The sequence below is a fragment of the Anaerobacillus sp. 1_MG-2023 genome (assembly GCF_030547345.1).
Taxonomy (GTDB): domain Bacteria; phylum Bacillota; class Bacilli; order Bacillales; family Guptibacillaceae; genus Guptibacillus; species Guptibacillus hwajinpoensis_B.
The window spans coordinates 50,494-67,838 of sequence record NZ_JAUORD010000017.1; the positions used below are offsets into that span (position 1 = coordinate 50,494).

Here is a 17,345-nt window from a genome sequence, read left to right on the forward strand (position 1 = left end):
GTTATATGAAATAGCAAAACTTTTAGAACGATCATTCATCTTATAGAAAGGGGTGTGAACATGGCGATCAATATTGAAATGTTAACAGATGACTTTCTTGAAGGTGATCAAAATCAAGCATGGGAAAGAATAATGGATCATTCTGAGTTGATGGAAAACAGTTATTTAACCTTTGAAGTTCTTACACAAGCGATGCATCGTATTGGAATACTATGGGAGGAAAACAAAATATCTGTAGCGGACGAGCATTTAGCTACAACAACTTGTGATTATGTTCTATCAAGATATGCGCATTATAGAAAGATGGCGAATCGGAATTCAGAAGGACCAAAGGCTCTTTTTCTTTGTATTGAACAAGAGCAGCACTACTTGGGAGTGAAAATGATTTCATTGCTCTTTGAGGAATACGGATTTCAAACAAAGCTTTTTGGAGCAAATTTACCTCTTGAGTATACTTTAGATCAAGCTAAGAAGTGGGGAGCGTCAGTAGTAGGGATTTCGGTCTCTATTCGACGCCATGCGGAGCGCTTAAATCGATATGTAACCGAACTAGAAGATTTGCCACATTCACCTGAGATAATAGTAGGGGGTAGGCTTGCATCACAGTATGATTTGTCTAGCTATTGCTCCGAACAAACTAAGCTAGTAGCTGATTTGCATCAGGTACGTGAATGGCTTGAAAGTTGGAAGGATAGTGTACAGTATGATTTATGATATAAATGATCATCCTCTTCCAGCTTTTTTAATTGATGAGACATTGACGATCCTTTCACAGTCGGAAAATGCTGCGAAAGCTTTCTCAATCCATTCGTCTTTTTTGGATCTTGTTGATTTTGATAGCAGGGATAAAGCGGTACGTATGTTGAGACCCTCTCAAGATGAAGTTGAATTAGAATTAGTCATGAATACGGTGCAGTCGCCCTATTCTCTTTTTCAGGTTTTTGCAAAATGGTCAAGCGGGGTTGGGCAGATAGTTTGTGTCAGACAGGATGATCGCATTGAGAAGTTGTCCACGATGCTACAGAAGCAACGAGAGAGACTAGCTGATACAAACTTTGATTTATTAGATAAAAAGGAGGAGCTTGAAGCTGCATTAATGAAAATAAAAAAGCTATCAAGCCCCTTTTTACCAATATCTAATAATATGGGGATTATTCCTTTGTTTGGTGAACTTGAAAAGGAGCTCTTCCTTGTTAACGAGTTAAATCTTTTACAAATTTTGAACAATGGAAAGTATGAACGTGTAATTCTAGACTTTAGTGGTATTGGAGAAATTGAAAATAGTGGAGTTCTTCCACTGTTATCATTTTGCTCGATGCTCGAAGTTATTGGCGTTTCCGTGGTTTTATGTGGGTTAAAACCGAACCATGTGCTTCAATTAATGAAGAATGATTTTGAATTAAATCAAAACTTTGAGGTTACGGGAAGCTTAAAAGATGCTGTAGATTATTATTTAAAACAGTCTTTCACGTAAAAAAACCAGTGATTAGTTAAAATCACTGGTTTTTTGTGTGAACTTCGTTAAACAAATCTTGCTATAAAACCAATCACGACAAGGAAAATGAAAATCCCCCATAGAATTCTTCCGCCGCGCCCAGACCCTGTACGGATTTTTCTCCGTTGCCAACGGTTTGGTTTAAACCGTATTTCTCCACTGTCAGCCGTTCGTCTGACGCGAATAATGCCGCGATTGATAAATGGTTTAGCCCCAATCAAAAGAATAGGTGCCAGAGCTGCCCCGCCTATAAACCCAAAGAGATGACCAAGAATGTTGATATTAGGACTTACAAATGTCATTACGAGCCCTATACCAAGAATCATTAAAATCAATTGTGAATTTGCTTGATCAATTAATTCTTTGCGATAGAAAGCCATATAAAAATATATCCCGAAAAGCCCAAAGATTGCACCAGAAGCACCTACGTGACTGAAATTGCTATCTTGCAAATAGAAGGTGGCAATATTGGCGATAATTCCAGCTCCGAAGTAGCCGACCAAGAACTTGGTTTTCCCTAACATCTGTTCTAAGGCCGGACCAAAAAGATAGAGTGAAAAGGAATTGAATAAGACGTGGGCAAATCCACCATGGAGGAATATTGGTGTGACAAGTCTCCAATATTCACCAATTTCAATCGCTCGATTGTAGCCTACTCCAAGTCTTAAGATCGAATACATACCAAAAAGGTTTGCGAGAACAAAGAGGAGGATATGTATACCAATAAGTATGGAAATGATAGGATAATAACGGATAAATGAGCGAAAATCTTCATTTCGCACAAACATAATTCGACCACCTTTTTCAGAGAATTTATTATCAATTTGGTTCAATGGAATGTTGTAGGAGTGGCTGGTAAATTAAGCTCACTCGTTTTCTTATTAGTTTAGCATAGCTAGAGGTATAATCACTATTGAAAACACTATGCAGGCTTGTGACGAATTAGTACGAAGGAGTATAGAGATGATTAGAGGAATCGGAATAGATATGATTGAAATTGATCGCATCAAGCAGGTTATTCAGAGGAATGCTGCATTTGCTGGGCGTATCCTAACTGAACGTGAACGTAGAGAATATCAGCAAATAAGTGGGCATAGAAGTGTGGAATTTTTGGCTGGACGTTTTGCAGCTAAAGAAGCGTATGCAAAAGCGAGGGGTACTGGGATTGGTAGACTTAGCTGGCAAGACATTTGTGTGCGGAAATCGCCAGAGGGTGCGCCGTATATTGAATCAGCCGATCAAGATGAGAAGGTACATATATCCATTTCACATACGAAGCAGCATGCTATTGCACAAGTAATTATTGAGTGCTCGTCAAGCTAGTCTGCATAAGGTGGAGACTTGCCTCATATAATTTACCACGGTCAGGAGGGACCTGTTGTGAGAATCGTATCCGGAGAAGAAATGTATGAAGCAGACCGTTTTGCCATGGAGGAAATCGGGATTAGCGGTGTGATGTTGATGGAAAATGCGGGGAAAGCTCTATTTGAGGCGATGAAGAGCAGAATTCAAAAAGAAGAGCGTGTGGCTGTATTAATTGGCACAGGGAATAACGGAGGCGACGGTTTTGTTCTGGGAAGATATTTAAAAGAGCATGGATATGATGTAGATATCTGGTTGATCCCACCATATTCAAAGGTCAGGGGAGACGCTAGAACTCACTTCGATATTTATCGTAGCCTCTCGTATTCTTACAGATCGTATGAAGATGGAGTTGCATTCGCTGGGGACATTCAAAACTATTCTGTAGTTATCGATTGTCTTCTAGGACTTGGCTTATCAGGAGCAATTCGTGCTCCCTACGATGAGGTAATTAGGCAATTGAATCGGTCTTCTGCAACGGTTTTATCTGTTGATCTTCCGAGCGGTTTACATGCGAATGGAGGATACGTGGGCGAAGGCGTTCCGGTTCGTGCGAATAAAACTTATACGATTCAGTGTCCAAAATTAGGAGCCTTCCTTTATCCAGATGCCGATTTTTATGGAGATTTAGAGGTAGTTGATATTGGTCTACCACAGGCTGCTTTTTCATCTATATTCAATAGAGAACTCTGGCAAAAGTCAGATGTACATCGCACGCTTTCTGATCGATCGGCGTCCTCTCATAAAGGAAGCCATGGAAAAGGGCTGGTGATTGGAGGATCAAAAGGAATGGTTGGAGCGCCTGTTATGACAGCGAAAGCTGCCTATAGGAGCGGAGCGGGGTTAATTCAGGCTTCAGTACCTGATGAGATTCTTTCTGTGGTAGCTGGAACAGTCGTTGAAACAATTTTCCAGGGGTGGTCATCTCGCGAAGGATTTTTCTCTGGAGAAGTGCCGGAGGACCTTTCTTCTTTCGATGGAATTGCTGTTGGTCCAGGTCTTGGGAGAAAACCGGGGTGTAAAACAGTCGTTGAAGCAGCGTTATCAACAACTTCCCCCCTCATTCTGGACGCAGATGCTTTGTACCACCTGGCAGAATTGAAAGGATGTCTGAAGGCAAGGGAAACACCGACTGTGCTAACGCCCCATCCTGGAGAGATGGCAAGGTTAACTGACTTGCCAATCGAGGAAATTCAGCGTAAGCGATTCGAGATCTCTCGTTCATTTGCTAAAGAATTTGGTGTTTACCTTGTATTGAAAGGCCCAAATACGATTGTAACTTCCCCGGATGGAAGTCAGTTCGTTAACACAACAGGTAATCCAGCGCTTGCTAAGGGAGGAACCGGTGACGTCCTGACTGGTATGGTACTTGCTTTCGTTATGCACAGTTCGTCCATCCAAGAAGGGATAAGCAATGCGGTATTTCTACATGGGCAAGCAGCAGATACCCTTGTTCAAACAACTCACACTACTCTTGACGTACTGGCGACTGATGTTATTGCTACGATTCCAACCGTTCTGCATTCATTTCTTAACCAACATCACGGATAGGTTTTTCACATGACAGGAACCTCCTTTGTCGTTTTAAATGAGGCAAAGGAGTTGGATAGAGTGAAAAAGTTCGGAGTCGTTTTTCTTATCGGAGTACTGATGCTTGTGGCGCTATCGGGATGCGGACAGAAAAGTCAGCAGGATGTTGTAGATGCTTTAGACAAAAAGTTGAATGAGATGGAGAGCTATAAAGTAAATGCCAAAATGACGCTTGAAACAGGTGAAGAACCACAGCGTTATGATGTAGAGATCTGGTACCAAAAGCCCTCTTTTTATCGTGTTGAGTTAAAAAACGCTTCAAAAGAACAGAGTCAAATTATCTTGCGTAACGATGAAGGGGTATTTGTTCTGACACCTGCTCTTAATAAAAGTTTTAGATTCCAGAGTGATTGGCCTGAGAACGGTAGCCAGGCTTATCTCTATAACACGCTTGTTCTAGATATACTAAATGATTCTGGAGCAGAGTTTGAAGCAAAAGAAAATGATTATTTGTTTACTACGAAAACAAACTATCAGAACAAGAACTTATCAAAACAGTCTATCCAATTAAATAAGAAAGACCTTGCGCCAGAGAAAGTTACAATTATGAATCAAGATCAGAAACCTCTTGTTGATATTGAATTCTCTAATATGAAATTCAACGCTTCATTCGATAAGGGTGCATTTGATATGGAACGAAATATGACAGCTGCTCAGTTAGAAGTACCTGTCATTGCTACAACAAATGAACCGTTTGAAGTTGTGTATCCAATGTATGAACCACAAGGCACAGGTCTTACAGATGAGAAAGAAGTAGGCACAAACAAAGTTATGTTAAGCTTCACTGGTGAAAAGTCCTTTACGTTAATAGAAGAGAAAAGTGAGGCAGTGCTCGAAACAAGTGCCCCCGTCTCGGTAGGCGAGGGTCAACCGGTGGACTTAGGCTTTACAATGGGTGTCATGACAGATACGACAGTTACCTGGAACCATAATGGTGTTGATTTCTTCCTGGCTTCAAATGATTTAACTCAAGAAGAGATGGCATCTGTGGCAAGGTCAGTGTATGGTATGACGGAAATTAAATAACACTTCAAAGAGGTTCAGCTATGATTACATGGCTGAACCTTTTTTAGAAATAGCTACAGCTAACCATATTTAAAATATTCCAGCGCTTGTCGGAACTAACGAGACACTTGCGCTTTTATTGTCTAGCTCCAGTGTCTAGTTCCTCGAGTCGCTTCAGCTTTTTCCCAGAACACAAAGGGCGTGTTCAGGAAAAAAGCTTCCAGCGCTTGTCGGAACTAACGAGACACTTGCGCTTTTCTTGAAATCTCCTAAAATAGAGGGCAGAGTGATTTGTTTTAGGAGGAAGTTGGAATGGACAATCGGGCGTTTTATCGTGGAACTTGGGCTGAGGTTAATCTGGATGCCATTGAACAGAATGTAAGATCATATGAGCAATATGTGCCGAAAGATGTTTCCATCATGGCTGTTGTGAAAGCAAATGGGTATGGACATGGAGCTGTTGCGACAGCTAAGAAGGCTTTAAGCGCCGGGGCTAAATACCTTGCGGTGGCTATTCTTGATGAGGCACTTGCACTTCGTGAAGAAGGAGTTGATGCTCCCATTCTTGTATTGGGATGGGTGCCTCCTGAGCATGTGAAAATGGCGGCAGAACATGACATTACCCTTACTGCTTTCCAAAAAGATTGGATCGAACAAGCTGCGAGAGTACTAGGGGAACTATCACTTAATATCCATTTGAAAGTTGACACTGGGATGGGGCGTCTTGGAATAAAAAAGGAAACAGAAGCAACTATGATTATAGAAAGTTTAAGAAAGTACACTTCTTTTATCGTTGAGGGGATCTACACTCATTTCGCGACAGCGGATGAACCGGATAATGCTTTCATTGAATCTCAAATAGCAACTTTTAAAAAAATGAAAGATTATTTTCGAAGAGAAGGTATTGAGCCTAAATGGGTTCATCTTGGAAATAGTGCAGGAGCGATTCGCTATCCTGATCGAATTGGAAATTTAATTCGTATCGGTATTTCAATGTATGGATTGATTCCTTCTCAAGAGATGAAGTCCATTCAACCTTTTGAGCTTAAACCTGCATTTAGTCTTCATAGTCAGCTAGTTAACGTGAAGCAAATGAGCACAGGAGAGCCGATTAGCTATGGGTCTACGTATCACACAGCTGAAGGGGAATGGATTGGAACAGTTCCTATTGGATATGCTGATGGATGGATACGTAAACTAAGTAATGCTTATGTTCTCATAAATGGCGAGCGTGCACCTATTGTGGGCCGTATCTGTATGGATCAACTCATGGTTCGTCTTTCTTCTGAAGTTGAAATAGGAACTCATGTGACGCTAATTGGAGTACAAGGTTCAGAGGAAATTACAATAGATGACATTGCTGAACGACTTGAGACGATTAACTATGAAATTCCTTGTATGATAGGACCGCGCGTTCCGAGACTTTTTCGTGAAAACGGAGAAAAAAAAGGCGTAATGAATACAATTTTAAAAAAATAGTAAAATAAAAGAAGGATTTTGGAAGAATATGATGAAATAGTCTTGTGGAAAGTTGTTTTGCAATGCGTCGTTTGCAATGGTAAGATTAATGGTGGAATACAATATGAGTAGCAGTGCTTCGGAGGTGTATGTTTGTGTCAGAGGCAAACAAAAAATCGATTGTTGTAACTCTCCCACAACATATTTTAAATGAGGTGGATGGTATTATTCAACAGGAACAGCTTGATCGTAACGAGTTCATATCACAGGCCACGACAATGTATATTCGCGAACGAAAGAAGCGACAAATTCGTGACGCCATGCGCCAGGGGTACATGGAGATGGCTAAGATTAACTTGAACCTTGCAGCAGAAGCCTTTCTTGTTGAGGAGGAAGCAGAGCACACCGTGGACCGCTTAGTAAGCGGGGTGTAGTGGCTTGATTGTCAAACGAGGTGATGTGTATTTTGCTGACCTTTCTCCTGTTGTAGGTTCTGAACAAGGTGGGGTAAGACCCGTCTTAATTATTCAGAACGACATTGGGAATCGTTTTAGTCCTACTGTCATTGTTGCCGCAATTACTGCGCAAATCCAAAAAGCTAAGCTGCCCACACATGTGGAAATTGATGCCAAGCGTTACGGGTTTGAACGTGATTCGGTTATCCTGCTAGAACAAATTCGTACCATTGATAAACAGCGTCTAACTGATAAAATCACTCACCTTGATGAGGGTATGATGCAAAGAGTGCAAGAAGCTTTGCAGATCAGCCTTGGACTCATTGATTTTTGAAAACGTATAATACCCAAACGAAGCTGCTCCTATGAGCAGTTTTTTTGTATCATATAAATGTCTTTAGGTAGAGTGGTTCCTTGCAACTCTTGGTCTGCTCCCCCTTTTATTCACCACATTTCGTGTAGCTCATAGCAGGGAATTTTCTAGTTATGTCGAAAAGTGTGTTAAGATGAAAATGATGTGATGCGCTAAGACTAGTAAGGCATAATAATTGCGAGTGATTTCTTGCAATGAGAAGATAAATGAATGAAGAAAGATCGTAGGGAGGAGCACGATGGACAAGTTAGTTATACAATTATTGAACGAAAGCCGAGAACGTATTTACACTAGATGGATGGATGAGATGGAGAGAGTACGTGATGAACATCGGCTTCAATCAATAACAGATAATGCTTATATAGAAACGAACAAAGAGTTGTTCGAAATTATTTACACGCATATTGAACAAAACGTTCATAAACCAACAGATCGAATGACAGAGTTTGCAGAGCGGTTGATGAAGATTGGGTGGAGACTGAGTTATGTCACTCAGGGATTACAAAACTTCCGTCGAATTATTCTAGGTGTTCTTCTTGATGCGAATCAATCTAATGATAAAGTGTTTAGCATGTACGATGAAATCGATCGTTGGATCGATCCAATTGTTAATCAATTAATTAATGAGAGCGCAAAAAATTGGGAGAACACTGTATCTATTCAAAAAGTTGCTCTTCAAGAATTATCAGCACCTCTCATTCCGGTATTTGAGAATATTAGCGTCATGCCACTTATAGGCACAATTGATACTGAGCGAGCGAAACTTATAATGGAAAACTTGTTAACTGGTGTTATTAAACACAGGTCTCAAGTTGTTCTTATTGAAATCACTGGGGTTCCAGTTGTTGATACGATGGTCGCTCATCATATTATACAAGCAGCAGAAGCAGTGAGACTTGTTGGTGCTCAGTGCATTCTTGTAGGGATTAGACCAGAAATTGCTCAAACAATCGTTAACCTGGGAATTGACCTTGGACAATTCCCAACGAAAAGTACGTTATTTAAAGGCATGAAAACTGCATTAGAAATGACAAAACGTCAAATGATTGAGATTGAGTAAGGGGGTAAGACTATGCGGATTCCTATATTAAAATTAAATGAGTATTTACTAATTACTATACAGATAGATCTCGATGACAAAACAGCACTTCAATTTCAGGAGGATTTGCTCGAGAAGATTCATGAAACAGGAGCAAAGGGCGTTGTAATTGATTTAACTTCTGTCGATATGATTGATTCATTTATTGCCAAAGTTTTAGGTGATGTAGTGCGCATGTCGAATTTAATGGGGGCAAAAGTAGTGCTGACAGGAATTCAACCTGCTGTTGCTATTACGCTAATTGATTTAGGCATCATGATGAAGAATGTCCCGACTGCATTAGATTTAGAACAGGGGTTAGAGAAATTACAACAGGAATTGGGGGGATAAGTTATGAATATCCAATCCTGTGTGGAAGTACGAAATGAATGGGATATTGTGAAAGCGAGACAGTCTGGTAGGAATATTGCAAAAGAGCTAGGCTTCGGTACTGTTGATCAAGCTCGTATTACGACGGCTATTTCTGAACTCGCTCGTAACATATACCTCTATGCCGGGAGTGGCGAAGTAGCCATTGAACGGGTAGAAAATGGGGGGAAGTTAGGACTTAAAATCGAAGCATCTGACTCTGGCCCAGGAATTAAAGATATTAGAAAAGTAATGGAAGATGGTTTTACAACCTCTGGTGGTCTTGGAGCTGGTCTTCCTGGGGTCAAACGATTAATGGATGAGTTTACGATCGATTCGAAAGAAAATGAAGGAACTGTTATCACTTCTATTAAATGGCTCCGTTAAGGAGGATAGACAATAATGGACGACCGAGATCTTCAATATCAAAAATATAAAGCAATATTAGAGAATTATTTAGAGGAGCAGTCTGAGCAAACCTTATATAAGGGACAGCAGTTTAGTCGAAAGATGATCGAACAAAAAATATCTCCTGAAGAAGCTGTCAGTCTCCATGTGAGCGTTCTTGAGGAACTGTTCCCGGATATACCTGAGCCGCTTAAAAATTCGTATGATTTTCTACTTGAGATGATGATCGGGTATGGGTTTGCATACAGAGAGCATCAGAGTCTTCGCAGTCGTCAGCAACAATTAGAATCCGAAATTGAGATCGCGGCAAACATGCAGCAAACCTTGCTTGCGGGTGATAAGCCGGAAGTTCAGGATCTTGATATTGGTGCTATTAGTAAACCCGCCCAGAAAATGAGCGGGGATTACTATCATTTTGTTCAAGATGAGAACAATTGCGTTAGTGTAGCTATCGCTGATGTTATTGGTAAGGGAATCCCAGCTGCTTTATGTATGAGTATGATTAAATACACAATGGATAGCGCACCAGAGCAGCGAATGCAGCCAGGTGCTGTTCTTGAAAATCTAAATCGTGTAGTCGAGCAAAATGTTGACCCTAATATGTTCATTACAATGTTTTACGGATTATATGATCCTAGGGTTCATTCATTTTATTACGCTGGTGCCGGTCATGAACCGGGCTTTTTTTACGACGCAGAAAAAGATGAGTTCGAGGAGCTATTTACAAAGGGACTTGTCCTAGGGGTCTCAAAGAAAACGTCATATCAAGAATACCAACGTGTCCTTAATGGAAATGATATGGTTATCATGCTTTCAGATGGTGTAACTGAATGCCGCTCTACTAATGGTTTTATCGAACGTGATGAAATAGTTGCGTTAATTCGTAAATACATCCACCTCTCTGCTCAAGAAATTGTCGATGAGGTTTATCGAGAGCTTGAGCGCTTACAGGAGTTTGAACTCAGAGATGATTTCACCCTTGTTATTTTGCGTCGTGAGGTTTAACTTCTTTCAAAAAGTGGAATAAGGAATTAATGGATTTAACTAATAATTAGAAGCAACCTACAGGGGGTAATGTTATGAATTTGCAAATCAAACAAGAAGATCATGAAAATACACATCATTTACATATAGCTGGTGAGATAGATGCTTATACAGCACCTCAGCTCCGTGAAGCTTTGCTTCCGTTAACTGGAAAAGAAGGACATGAGACACTTGTTCATCTTGGTGACGTAAACTATATGGACAGTACTGGTCTTGGTGTCTTCGTAGGTGCACTGAAGTCATCTAAAGAGCACGGTAGCTCTCTTAAGTTGACTGGAATGACTTCACGTGTACAACGTCTTTTTGAAATCACTGGATTAGACGAAGTGATCGATATCGAAGACGTAAAGGGGGGATCGAAGTGATCAATATTTCAGATTTCGTTGAAATGAAAATCCCAGCACAAGCAGAATTTGTTGGCGTTACGAGATTAACGGTTTCAGGAATTGCAAATCGCATGGGGTATTCTTATGATGAGATTGAGGATATCAAAATTGCTCTTTCAGAAGCTTGTACAAATGCAGTGAACCATGCTTATAAAGAAGATGAAAAGGGTCAAATCACAATTGGATTTGGCATTTATGAAGACCGTCTTGAGATGATGGTGCTCGATCGCGGTCAAAGTTTTGACTATACAAAAGTTTCCGAAAAGCTTGGACCAGTTGATAGTGACAAGTCTGTAGAACAACTCAGTGAGGGAGGATTAGGGCTCTTTCTGATTGAATCACTGATGGACAAAGTGGAAATCAGTGGAGAGGACGGAGTAGTAGTCATGATGACAAAGTTCCTCCATAGAGATGGGGTGGAAGTAGATGCCGACACAATCTCATCATCCCCGCAATAATAATAACAATGAGGTATATGAGTGGATTGAACAATATCAAAACGATCCGACTGATGAAGTTGTTCAACTAAAGCTTGTTGAGCGGTATCAGGATCTAGTCCAGTCACTCGCCCGTAAGTTCTCGAAAGGGAAAAGCATTCATGACGACCTTTCACAGGTTGGGATGATTGGGTTGCTTGCAGCTCTTCGTCGTTACGACCCTGAATTTGGTAGAAGCTTTGAATCATTTGCAGTTCCAACGATTGTCGGTGAAATCAAAAGATTTATTCGGGACAAAACATGGAGTGTTCACGTTCCGAGAAGAATCAAAGAGCTTGGCCCCCGTATTAAAAAAGCGGTTGAAGAATTAACTAATGAACTTCAGCGTTCTCCAAAGGTCGATGAACTTGCAGAGTACCTAAATGTATCTGAGGAAGAAGTTCTTGAGACGATGGAAATGGGCAAAAGTTATCAAGCTCTTTCGGTTGATAGTTCAATTGAAGCAGATCAAGAAGGAAGTACAGTTACCTTACTTGACCTAGTTGGGGATCAAGAGCAAGGGTTTGATCTTGTTGATCAGCAAATGCTTCTTAAAAAGGCTTTTGCAGTACTCACTGAGCGAGAACAAGAAATCTTGAATTGTACGTATTTTGAAAATATGAGCCAGAAAGAAACTGGAGAGAAGCTTGGTATTTCACAAATGCATGTTTCCCGCTTGCAGAGAAGAGCTCTCGAAAAATTAAGACAGGCTATTCGCATTGAACCAACGGAGGCTTTTTAATCATGATTCACCATCATGATTTTAAAAAGCTTACTGTTGCGGCTTATCAGAAACCAAAGGCAGGTAATCAGATGTGCGGGGATAGCTATTATGTAGCTGAAACATCTGATTATTTCATTTGCGCTGTAGCGGATGGGCTTGGCAGTGGAGATATGGCTAAAGATTCTTCCCTAGCAGCTATCAATGTAGTAAAAGAATATCAGGATGAAGATGTAGAAGCTCTGATGAAACGTGCAAATGAAGAGATGAGAGGGAAACGCGGGTGCGTTCTTTCTATTTTTAAACTTGATCTTAAGACAAGACAGCTCGAATATAGTGGTATAGGAAATATTAATTTAATAATTTACCAACCGGATGGTAAGATTGTTCGTCCTATCTCTTATTCAGGGTATCTTTCAGGAAAGCTTCAGAAGGTGAAGGTGCAATCAATTGATTATCCTTCAGGGTCCTCTTTCGTTACTTATTCTGACGGTGTTCAAATTAGTTCTAAAAACTACTCAATGATTGCTCGATTTGATTCAGTAAAGGAATCCTTTCAGCATTTAACAGACGCGCTTCCATCTACAAATGATGACATTACTCTACTTGTAGGGAAAACGGTATAAAAAGTTCTTCCAGATAAATCAGGGAGAGCTTTTTTATTTTGATTTAAGTTTCTTCTACTTAATAGAAGAAACCGTCTTTAGTATTTTTGTGATTTTGCTTGCGAGCTTTTAACTAATCAACTTATCCGGTAAACTAATAATATTATCGAATGACTCCCGAGGAGGAATTATTTTGGAAATGACAGCAGATCAAAAGCAAGCGGAACATTTTCATAAGGTAGCGCAGAAATTGCAGCTTGCTGAACGAAGTGTACGAGAAGTAATTACACTTTTAAATGATGGCAACACGGTTCCGTTTATTGCGCGTTACCGTAAGGAGTTAACAGGTGGGCTTGATGAAGTTCAATTGAGGGATATTCAGGAAGCTTGGCTTTATCTTCAAAACCTCGCCAATCGAAAAGAAGAGGTTATTCGTCTCATACAGGAGCAAGACAAACTAACAGATGAATTAAAGAAGCAACTAGAGAAGGCTACTAAGCTTCAAGAAGTAGAAGATCTATATCGACCTTATAAACAAAAGAAACGAACGAAGGCTACAATTGCAAAAGAGAAGGGATTGGAGCCTCTTGCTCTTTGGATTCTAAATGATGGAACTGGAGAAGCCTCCAACGCGGCTGTAGAATACATATCAGAAGAAAACGAAGTTCCTACAGTGGAAGAGGCCATCCAAGGAGCGCGGGATATTATTGCTGAATGGATATCAGATGATGCGGACGCACGGAAGTGGATTCGTGCAAAAACGTTTCAACATGGTATTCTTCAAACCGCTGTGAAATCTGAAGAAGATGATCCTAAAAAGATATTTGAAATGTACTATTCCTACCAGGAAGGTATTTCAAAAATCGTTCCACATCGGGTTCTAGCGATTAATAGAGGTGAGAAGGAAAAAGTTTTACGTACATCAGTCACCCCGCCTACTGATTCAATCCATGATTATTTAAATAGGAAAATAATAAAAAATCAGCAGCAAAGTTGCGTCACTCTATTAGAGGAAGCCATTATTGACAGTTACAAACGTCTTATTCAACCTTCTGTAGAAAGAGAAATACGTAAAGAATTAACTGAGCGAGCTGAGGACCAAGCCATTCATATTTTCTCAGAAAACCTAAAACATCTTTTACTACAACCCCCTTTAAAAGGAAAGAGAGTCCTTGGGGTAGATCCTGCCTTTCGAACTGGGTGTAAACTAGCTGTTGTTGATGATACCGGTAAAATGCTTAATGTATCTGTTATCTATCCAACACCGCCACGCTCAGAAGTTGAGAAAGCGAAAGCTATAGTGATACAAATGATAAAAGACTACGATATCGAGATGATTGCTATAGGGAACGGGACGGCATCACGTGAAACCGAACAGTTTATTGCAGATGTGATAAAAGAAGTGAAAGTAAAAGTGGTCTATTTAATAGTTAATGAAGCAGGAGCGAGTGTTTACTCTGCATCAGACCTTGCAAGAGAAGAGTTTCCCGATCTTCAAGTGGAGGAACGTTCGGCGGTCTCCATTGCGCGTAGAGTTCAAGACCCACTTGCTGAGCTAGTTAAAATTGATCCTAAATCAGTAGGAGTAGGACAATATCAGCATGATGTGTCTCAGAAAAAGCTGAATGATCAATTAACCTTTGTCGTGGAAACCGCTGTTAACCAGGTTGGCGTTAATGTGAATACAGCTTCTGTCTCTCTCCTTCAATATGTAGCAGGTCTTTCTCGAGCAGTTGCGATGAATATCGTTAAAAAACGAGATGAAGAAGGAAAGTTTACAAGTAGGGTGCAGTTAAAGAAAGTGCCAAGGCTTGGTGCTAAAACATATGAGCAGTGTATTGGATTTCTTCGAATAATGGGTGGGAAGCAACCTCTTGATCAAACAGAGATCCACCCTGAAAGTTATCAGGTAACAAAAGCACTTTTAGAACGTATTGATTGTAAGCCGCAGGATATTGGGACTGAAAAACTAGTGCAATCATTGTCTGCAATTCCGATGAAGGAAACTGCGGAGGCTTTAAATATAGGGGAACCCACGTTACAAGATATTGTGGCGTCTCTGCAGAAGCCGGGGCGTGACCCCCGAGATGAACTCTCGCAGCCTATTTTAAAAACGGATGTGTTGAAAATGGAAGATCTTGAACAGGGTATGGAGTTAGAAGGAACAGTACGAAACGTAGTAGACTTTGGTGCTTTTATTGATATAGGGGTTAAACAAGATGGGCTTGTTCATATCTCGAAATTAACGACTCGCTTTGTGAAAAACCCTATGGAAGTTGTCCATGTGGGGCAAGTTGTTACTGTATGGGTTGATGAAGTCGATTTGAAAAGGGAAAGAATCGCTCTTACTATGCTAAAGCCATCATAAGCACTGCCCTTAGGGGCGGTGTTTTCTTCTGTAAAAAAACCAACATTGATTAAGAAGTTTGATTTGTCGGCGATCTTTCTCAAGGTAAGCTTGTTTCAGTTGTTTCTTAAACCATACAGGCAACTCCATCTCCTCCTTTAATGGATGACACTGCGTGAATGATGATGTAAATTAGTTTATGAAAAGCGGCTTGTATATGTTCGGAAAGTGAAAGGATGAATGAGTTGACTGAGAAAGAACTGCAGCGTTTAGTAGAAGCAATATCCGAGGGGTATTTTGGTAGACCTTTTCTTCATCAAGCTACATTTAATGCTCGTTTAAGAACTACTGGCGGACGTTATTTGTTAAGGTCACATAATCTTGAATTCAATAAAAAGCACTATGATCAATTTGGTATAACAGAACTTGAAGGGATTATAAAGCATGAACTATGTCATTATCACCTACACATTCAGAAGAAAGGTTATAAACATCAGGACCAGGATTTCAATCAACTTCTTCAAAAAGTGGGGGGGTCACGCTACTGCCAGGTAGTACCTGGGCAAAGAAGGGTAGAATCATATAAGCACCTTTACGAGTGTCAACAATGCCATGCTAAGTATAGAAGGAAGAGAAGGATGGACACCTTACGATATGTGTGCGGAAAGTGTAGAGGAAAGTTAAAACAAGTTTATTGAAAGTTATCATTGACGACCTAGATTGTATGTGGTAAATTAATAAAGTCTCTTCGGAGAGCAAGTCCAAATCGAATACATAATGCTTTAAGAAATTTCAAAAAAGCTGTTGACTTTGATTGCTGGATGAGTTATTATATTAAATGTCGCCGATAACGGAGACGACAAATTAAACACTATTCCACAGTAGCTCAGTGGTAGAGCTATCGGCTGTTAACCGATCGGTCGTAGGTTCGAATCCTACCTGTGGAGCCAAACGGAGAAGTACCCAAGTGGCTGAAGGGGCGCCCCTGCTAAGGGTGTAGGTCGCGTGAGCGGCGCGAGGGTTCAAATCCCTCCTTCTCCGCCATTTTTATGGCCCGTTGGTCAAGCGGTTAAGACACCGCCCTTTCACGGCGGTAACACGGGTTCGAATCCCGTACGGGTCACCAACAAATTTTTAAAATAAAATGTTTCAACAACATGATATGTAATCAGTTATAGAGGTCTCGTGGTGTAGCGGTTAACATGCCTGCCTGTCACGCAGGAGATCGCGGGTTCGATTCCCGTCGAGACCGCCATTATTTTCTAAAATGAATCTGATTATATAAATTGTTGGGCTATAGCCAAGCGGTAAGGCAACGGATTTTGATTCCGTCATGCGCTGGTTCGAATCCAGCTAGCCCAGCCATGTTGAGCCATTAGCTCAGTTGGTAGAGCATCTGACTTTTAATCAGAGGGTCGAAGGTTCGAGTCCTTCATGGCTCACCACTTTTTGCGGGTGTGGCGGAATTGGCAGACGCGCTAGACTTAGGATCTAGTGTCTTACGACGTGGGGGTTCAAGTCCCTTCACCCGCACCAATTCTTTTAAAATGCTAAGTTTTCATCAAGTAACGATGTGCGGTTGTGGCGGAATGGCAGACGCGCTAGCTTGAGGGGCTAGTGGGGGAAACCCCGTGGAGGTTCGAGTCCTCTCAACCGCACCAAATATAATATGCGCCCGTAGCTCAATTGGATAGAGCGTCTGACTACGGATCAGAAGGTTAGGGATTCGACTTCTCTCGGGCGCACCATATTTATTTACTTAATAAAATGTCGGGAAGTAGCTCAGCTTGGTAGAGCACTTGGTTTGGGACCAAGGGGTCGCAGGTTCAAATCCTGTCTTCCCGACCATCAATATCGCGGGTGTAGTTTAGTGGTAAAACCTCAGCCTTCCAAGCTGATGTCGTGGGTTCGATCCCCATCACCCGCTCCATTAAAGATGGGCCTGTAGCTCAGCTGGTTAGAGCGCACGCCTGATAAGCGTGAGGTCGGTGGTTCGAGTCCACTCAGGCCCACCATCTTTTGAAAAAAGTTGTTGACACTGTTCAAGTCATCATGGTATGATGGTTTGGTCGCTGAAAACGACAACGAAAGAAATAAATTGATCTTTGAAAACTGAACGAAACGCCATGTAAGTAGTTGTTTCTACGGAAACAAAACATTGTTTTAAAGCTAG

The 17,345-nt window shown here is 40.9% G+C and carries 20 protein-coding genes and 12 tRNA genes; 30 read left to right on the forward strand and 2 right to left on the reverse strand.

Annotated features, from left to right (window positions below; all coding sequences use genetic code 11):
• Window positions 1-60 precede the first annotated feature (60 nt).
• Complete coding sequence (locus Q4550_RS20930) at window positions 61-714, forward strand: cobalamin B12-binding domain-containing protein (protein ID WP_303535765.1); 654 nt, start codon at window positions 61-63, stop codon at window positions 712-714.
• The gene (locus Q4550_RS20935) at window positions 704-1,474 is read left to right on the forward strand and encodes an STAS domain-containing protein (protein WP_303535770.1); all 771 of its coding nucleotides are present in this window, start codon (window positions 704-706) and stop codon (window positions 1,472-1,474) included. Before Q4550_RS20930 ends, Q4550_RS20935 begins: the two co-directional genes overlap by 11 nt.
• Before the next feature lie 47 nt (window positions 1,475-1,521).
• Here the strand turns inward: Q4550_RS20935 and Q4550_RS20940 are convergent, their stop codons facing one another.
• Window positions 1,522-2,283 (reverse strand): rhomboid family intramembrane serine protease, encoded by a 762-nt coding sequence (locus Q4550_RS20940; protein ID WP_303535773.1) that lies wholly within the window; start codon window positions 2,281-2,283, stop codon window positions 1,522-1,524.
• A 175-nt stretch (window positions 2,284-2,458) separates the two neighbouring features.
• Between Q4550_RS20940 and acpS the strand changes: the two genes are divergently transcribed.
• The 15 genes from acpS (at window position 2,459) to Q4550_RS21015 (ending at window position 15,193) form a co-directional block, all read left to right on the forward strand.
• On the forward strand, window positions 2,459-2,818 hold the full coding sequence (gene acpS, locus Q4550_RS20945; protein WP_303535775.1) for a holo-ACP synthase: 360 nt from the start codon (window positions 2,459-2,461) through the stop codon (window positions 2,816-2,818).
• 57 nt (window positions 2,819-2,875) lie between these two features.
• Window positions 2,876-4,408 carry an NAD(P)H-hydrate dehydratase gene (locus tag Q4550_RS20950; RefSeq protein ID WP_303535779.1) on the forward strand — a complete coding sequence of 511 codons (1,533 nt, stop codon included), beginning with the start codon at window positions 2,876-2,878 and terminating at the stop codon, window positions 4,406-4,408.
• A 60-nt stretch (window positions 4,409-4,468) separates the two neighbouring features.
• Entirely contained in the window at window positions 4,469-5,473 is a 1,005-nt protein-coding gene (locus tag Q4550_RS20955; RefSeq protein ID WP_303535781.1) for a LolA family protein, read from the forward strand.
• Between the two features lie 291 nt (window positions 5,474-5,764).
• Window positions 5,765-6,931 carry an alanine racemase gene (alr, locus tag Q4550_RS20960; protein ID WP_303535784.1) on the forward strand — a complete coding sequence of 389 codons (1,167 nt, stop codon included), beginning with the start codon at window positions 5,765-5,767 and terminating at the stop codon, window positions 6,929-6,931.
• A 128-nt stretch (window positions 6,932-7,059) separates the two neighbouring features.
• Complete coding sequence (locus Q4550_RS20965; protein ID WP_048312993.1) at window positions 7,060-7,344, forward strand: CopG family ribbon-helix-helix protein; 285 nt, start codon at window positions 7,060-7,062, stop codon at window positions 7,342-7,344.
• Window positions 7,345-7,348: 4 nt separating this feature from the next.
• Window positions 7,349-7,699 carry a type II toxin-antitoxin system endoribonuclease NdoA gene (gene ndoA / locus Q4550_RS20970; RefSeq protein WP_048312992.1) on the forward strand — a complete coding sequence of 117 codons (351 nt, stop codon included), beginning with the start codon at window positions 7,349-7,351 and terminating at the stop codon, window positions 7,697-7,699.
• A 277-nt stretch (window positions 7,700-7,976) separates the two neighbouring features.
• Window positions 7,977-8,798, forward strand: a complete 822-nt coding sequence (locus tag Q4550_RS20975) for an STAS domain-containing protein (protein ID WP_303535791.1) — start codon at window positions 7,977-7,979, stop codon at window positions 8,796-8,798.
• A gap of 12 nt (window positions 8,799-8,810) precedes the next feature.
• Entirely contained in the window at window positions 8,811-9,167 is a 357-nt protein-coding gene (locus tag Q4550_RS20980) for an STAS domain-containing protein (RefSeq protein WP_194222497.1), read from the forward strand.
• Between the two features lie 3 nt (window positions 9,168-9,170).
• Window positions 9,171-9,572: an anti-sigma regulatory factor gene (locus Q4550_RS20985; protein ID WP_194222496.1), complete on the forward strand. Its 402-nt coding sequence runs from the start codon at window positions 9,171-9,173 to the stop codon at window positions 9,570-9,572.
• 15 nt (window positions 9,573-9,587) lie between these two features.
• A complete protein-coding gene (locus tag Q4550_RS20990; RefSeq protein ID WP_303535794.1) occupies window positions 9,588-10,598 on the forward strand; it encodes a PP2C family protein-serine/threonine phosphatase in 1,011 nt (336 codons plus the stop codon).
• Window positions 10,599-10,672: 74 nt separating this feature from the next.
• A complete protein-coding gene (locus Q4550_RS20995) occupies window positions 10,673-11,002 on the forward strand; it encodes an STAS domain-containing protein (protein WP_194222494.1) in 330 nt (109 codons plus the stop codon).
• Window positions 11,003-11,025: 23 nt separating this feature from the next.
• Complete coding sequence (rsbW, locus tag Q4550_RS21000; RefSeq protein ID WP_048313049.1) at window positions 11,026-11,481, forward strand: anti-sigma B factor RsbW; 456 nt, start codon at window positions 11,026-11,028, stop codon at window positions 11,479-11,481.
• The gene (gene sigB / locus Q4550_RS21005) at window positions 11,450-12,241 is read left to right on the forward strand and encodes an RNA polymerase sigma factor SigB (protein ID WP_194222493.1); all 792 of its coding nucleotides are present in this window, start codon (window positions 11,450-11,452) and stop codon (window positions 12,239-12,241) included. The genes rsbW and sigB overlap by 32 nt, the downstream gene beginning before the upstream one ends.
• Before the next feature lie 2 nt (window positions 12,242-12,243).
• Window positions 12,244-12,846, forward strand: coding sequence for a PP2C family serine/threonine-protein phosphatase (locus Q4550_RS21010; protein ID WP_303535800.1), 603 nt, complete (start codon window positions 12,244-12,246; stop codon window positions 12,844-12,846).
• Between the two features lie 178 nt (window positions 12,847-13,024).
• Complete coding sequence (locus Q4550_RS21015; protein ID WP_303535812.1) at window positions 13,025-15,193, forward strand: Tex family protein; 2,169 nt, start codon at window positions 13,025-13,027, stop codon at window positions 15,191-15,193.
• Between the two features lie 9 nt (window positions 15,194-15,202).
• Here Q4550_RS21015 and cmpA read toward each other — a convergent pair whose 3' ends face one another.
• Window positions 15,203-15,316: a cortex morphogenetic protein CmpA gene (gene cmpA, locus Q4550_RS21020; protein ID WP_303535803.1), complete on the reverse strand. Its 114-nt coding sequence runs from the start codon at window positions 15,314-15,316 to the stop codon at window positions 15,203-15,205.
• A gap of 101 nt (window positions 15,317-15,417) precedes the next feature.
• Here cmpA and Q4550_RS21025 point away from each other — a divergent pair, with 101 nt between their 5' ends.
• The 13 genes from Q4550_RS21025 (at window position 15,418) to Q4550_RS21085 (ending at window position 17,187) form a co-directional block, all read left to right on the forward strand.
• Window positions 15,418-15,870 (forward strand): SprT family protein, encoded by a 453-nt coding sequence (locus Q4550_RS21025; protein ID WP_303535805.1) that lies wholly within the window; start codon window positions 15,418-15,420, stop codon window positions 15,868-15,870.
• A 177-nt stretch (window positions 15,871-16,047) separates the two neighbouring features.
• A tRNA-Asn gene (locus tag Q4550_RS21030) sits at window positions 16,048-16,122 on the forward strand.
• Between the two features lie 3 nt (window positions 16,123-16,125).
• Window positions 16,126-16,216: transfer RNA gene (locus Q4550_RS21035), tRNA-Ser, on the forward strand.
• Between the two features lie 7 nt (window positions 16,217-16,223).
• Window positions 16,224-16,298 (forward strand) — tRNA-Glu (locus Q4550_RS21040).
• Between the two features lie 53 nt (window positions 16,299-16,351).
• Window positions 16,352-16,427, forward strand: a tRNA-Asp gene (locus Q4550_RS21045).
• A gap of 35 nt (window positions 16,428-16,462) precedes the next feature.
• A tRNA-Gln gene (locus tag Q4550_RS21050) sits at window positions 16,463-16,537 on the forward strand.
• Between the two features lie 4 nt (window positions 16,538-16,541).
• Window positions 16,542-16,617 (forward strand) — tRNA-Lys (locus Q4550_RS21055).
• Between the two features lie 6 nt (window positions 16,618-16,623).
• A tRNA-Leu gene (locus Q4550_RS21060) sits at window positions 16,624-16,708 on the forward strand.
• Window positions 16,709-16,747: 39 nt separating this feature from the next.
• Window positions 16,748-16,833 (forward strand) — tRNA-Leu (locus Q4550_RS21065).
• Window positions 16,834-16,843: 10 nt separating this feature from the next.
• Window positions 16,844-16,920, forward strand: a tRNA-Arg gene (locus Q4550_RS21070).
• 23 nt (window positions 16,921-16,943) lie between these two features.
• Window positions 16,944-17,020 (forward strand) — tRNA-Pro (locus Q4550_RS21075).
• A gap of 8 nt (window positions 17,021-17,028) precedes the next feature.
• A tRNA-Gly gene (locus Q4550_RS21080) sits at window positions 17,029-17,102 on the forward strand.
• 8 nt (window positions 17,103-17,110) lie between these two features.
• Window positions 17,111-17,187 (forward strand) — tRNA-Ile (locus Q4550_RS21085).
• The last annotated feature ends 158 nt before the right edge of the window (window positions 17,188-17,345 follow it).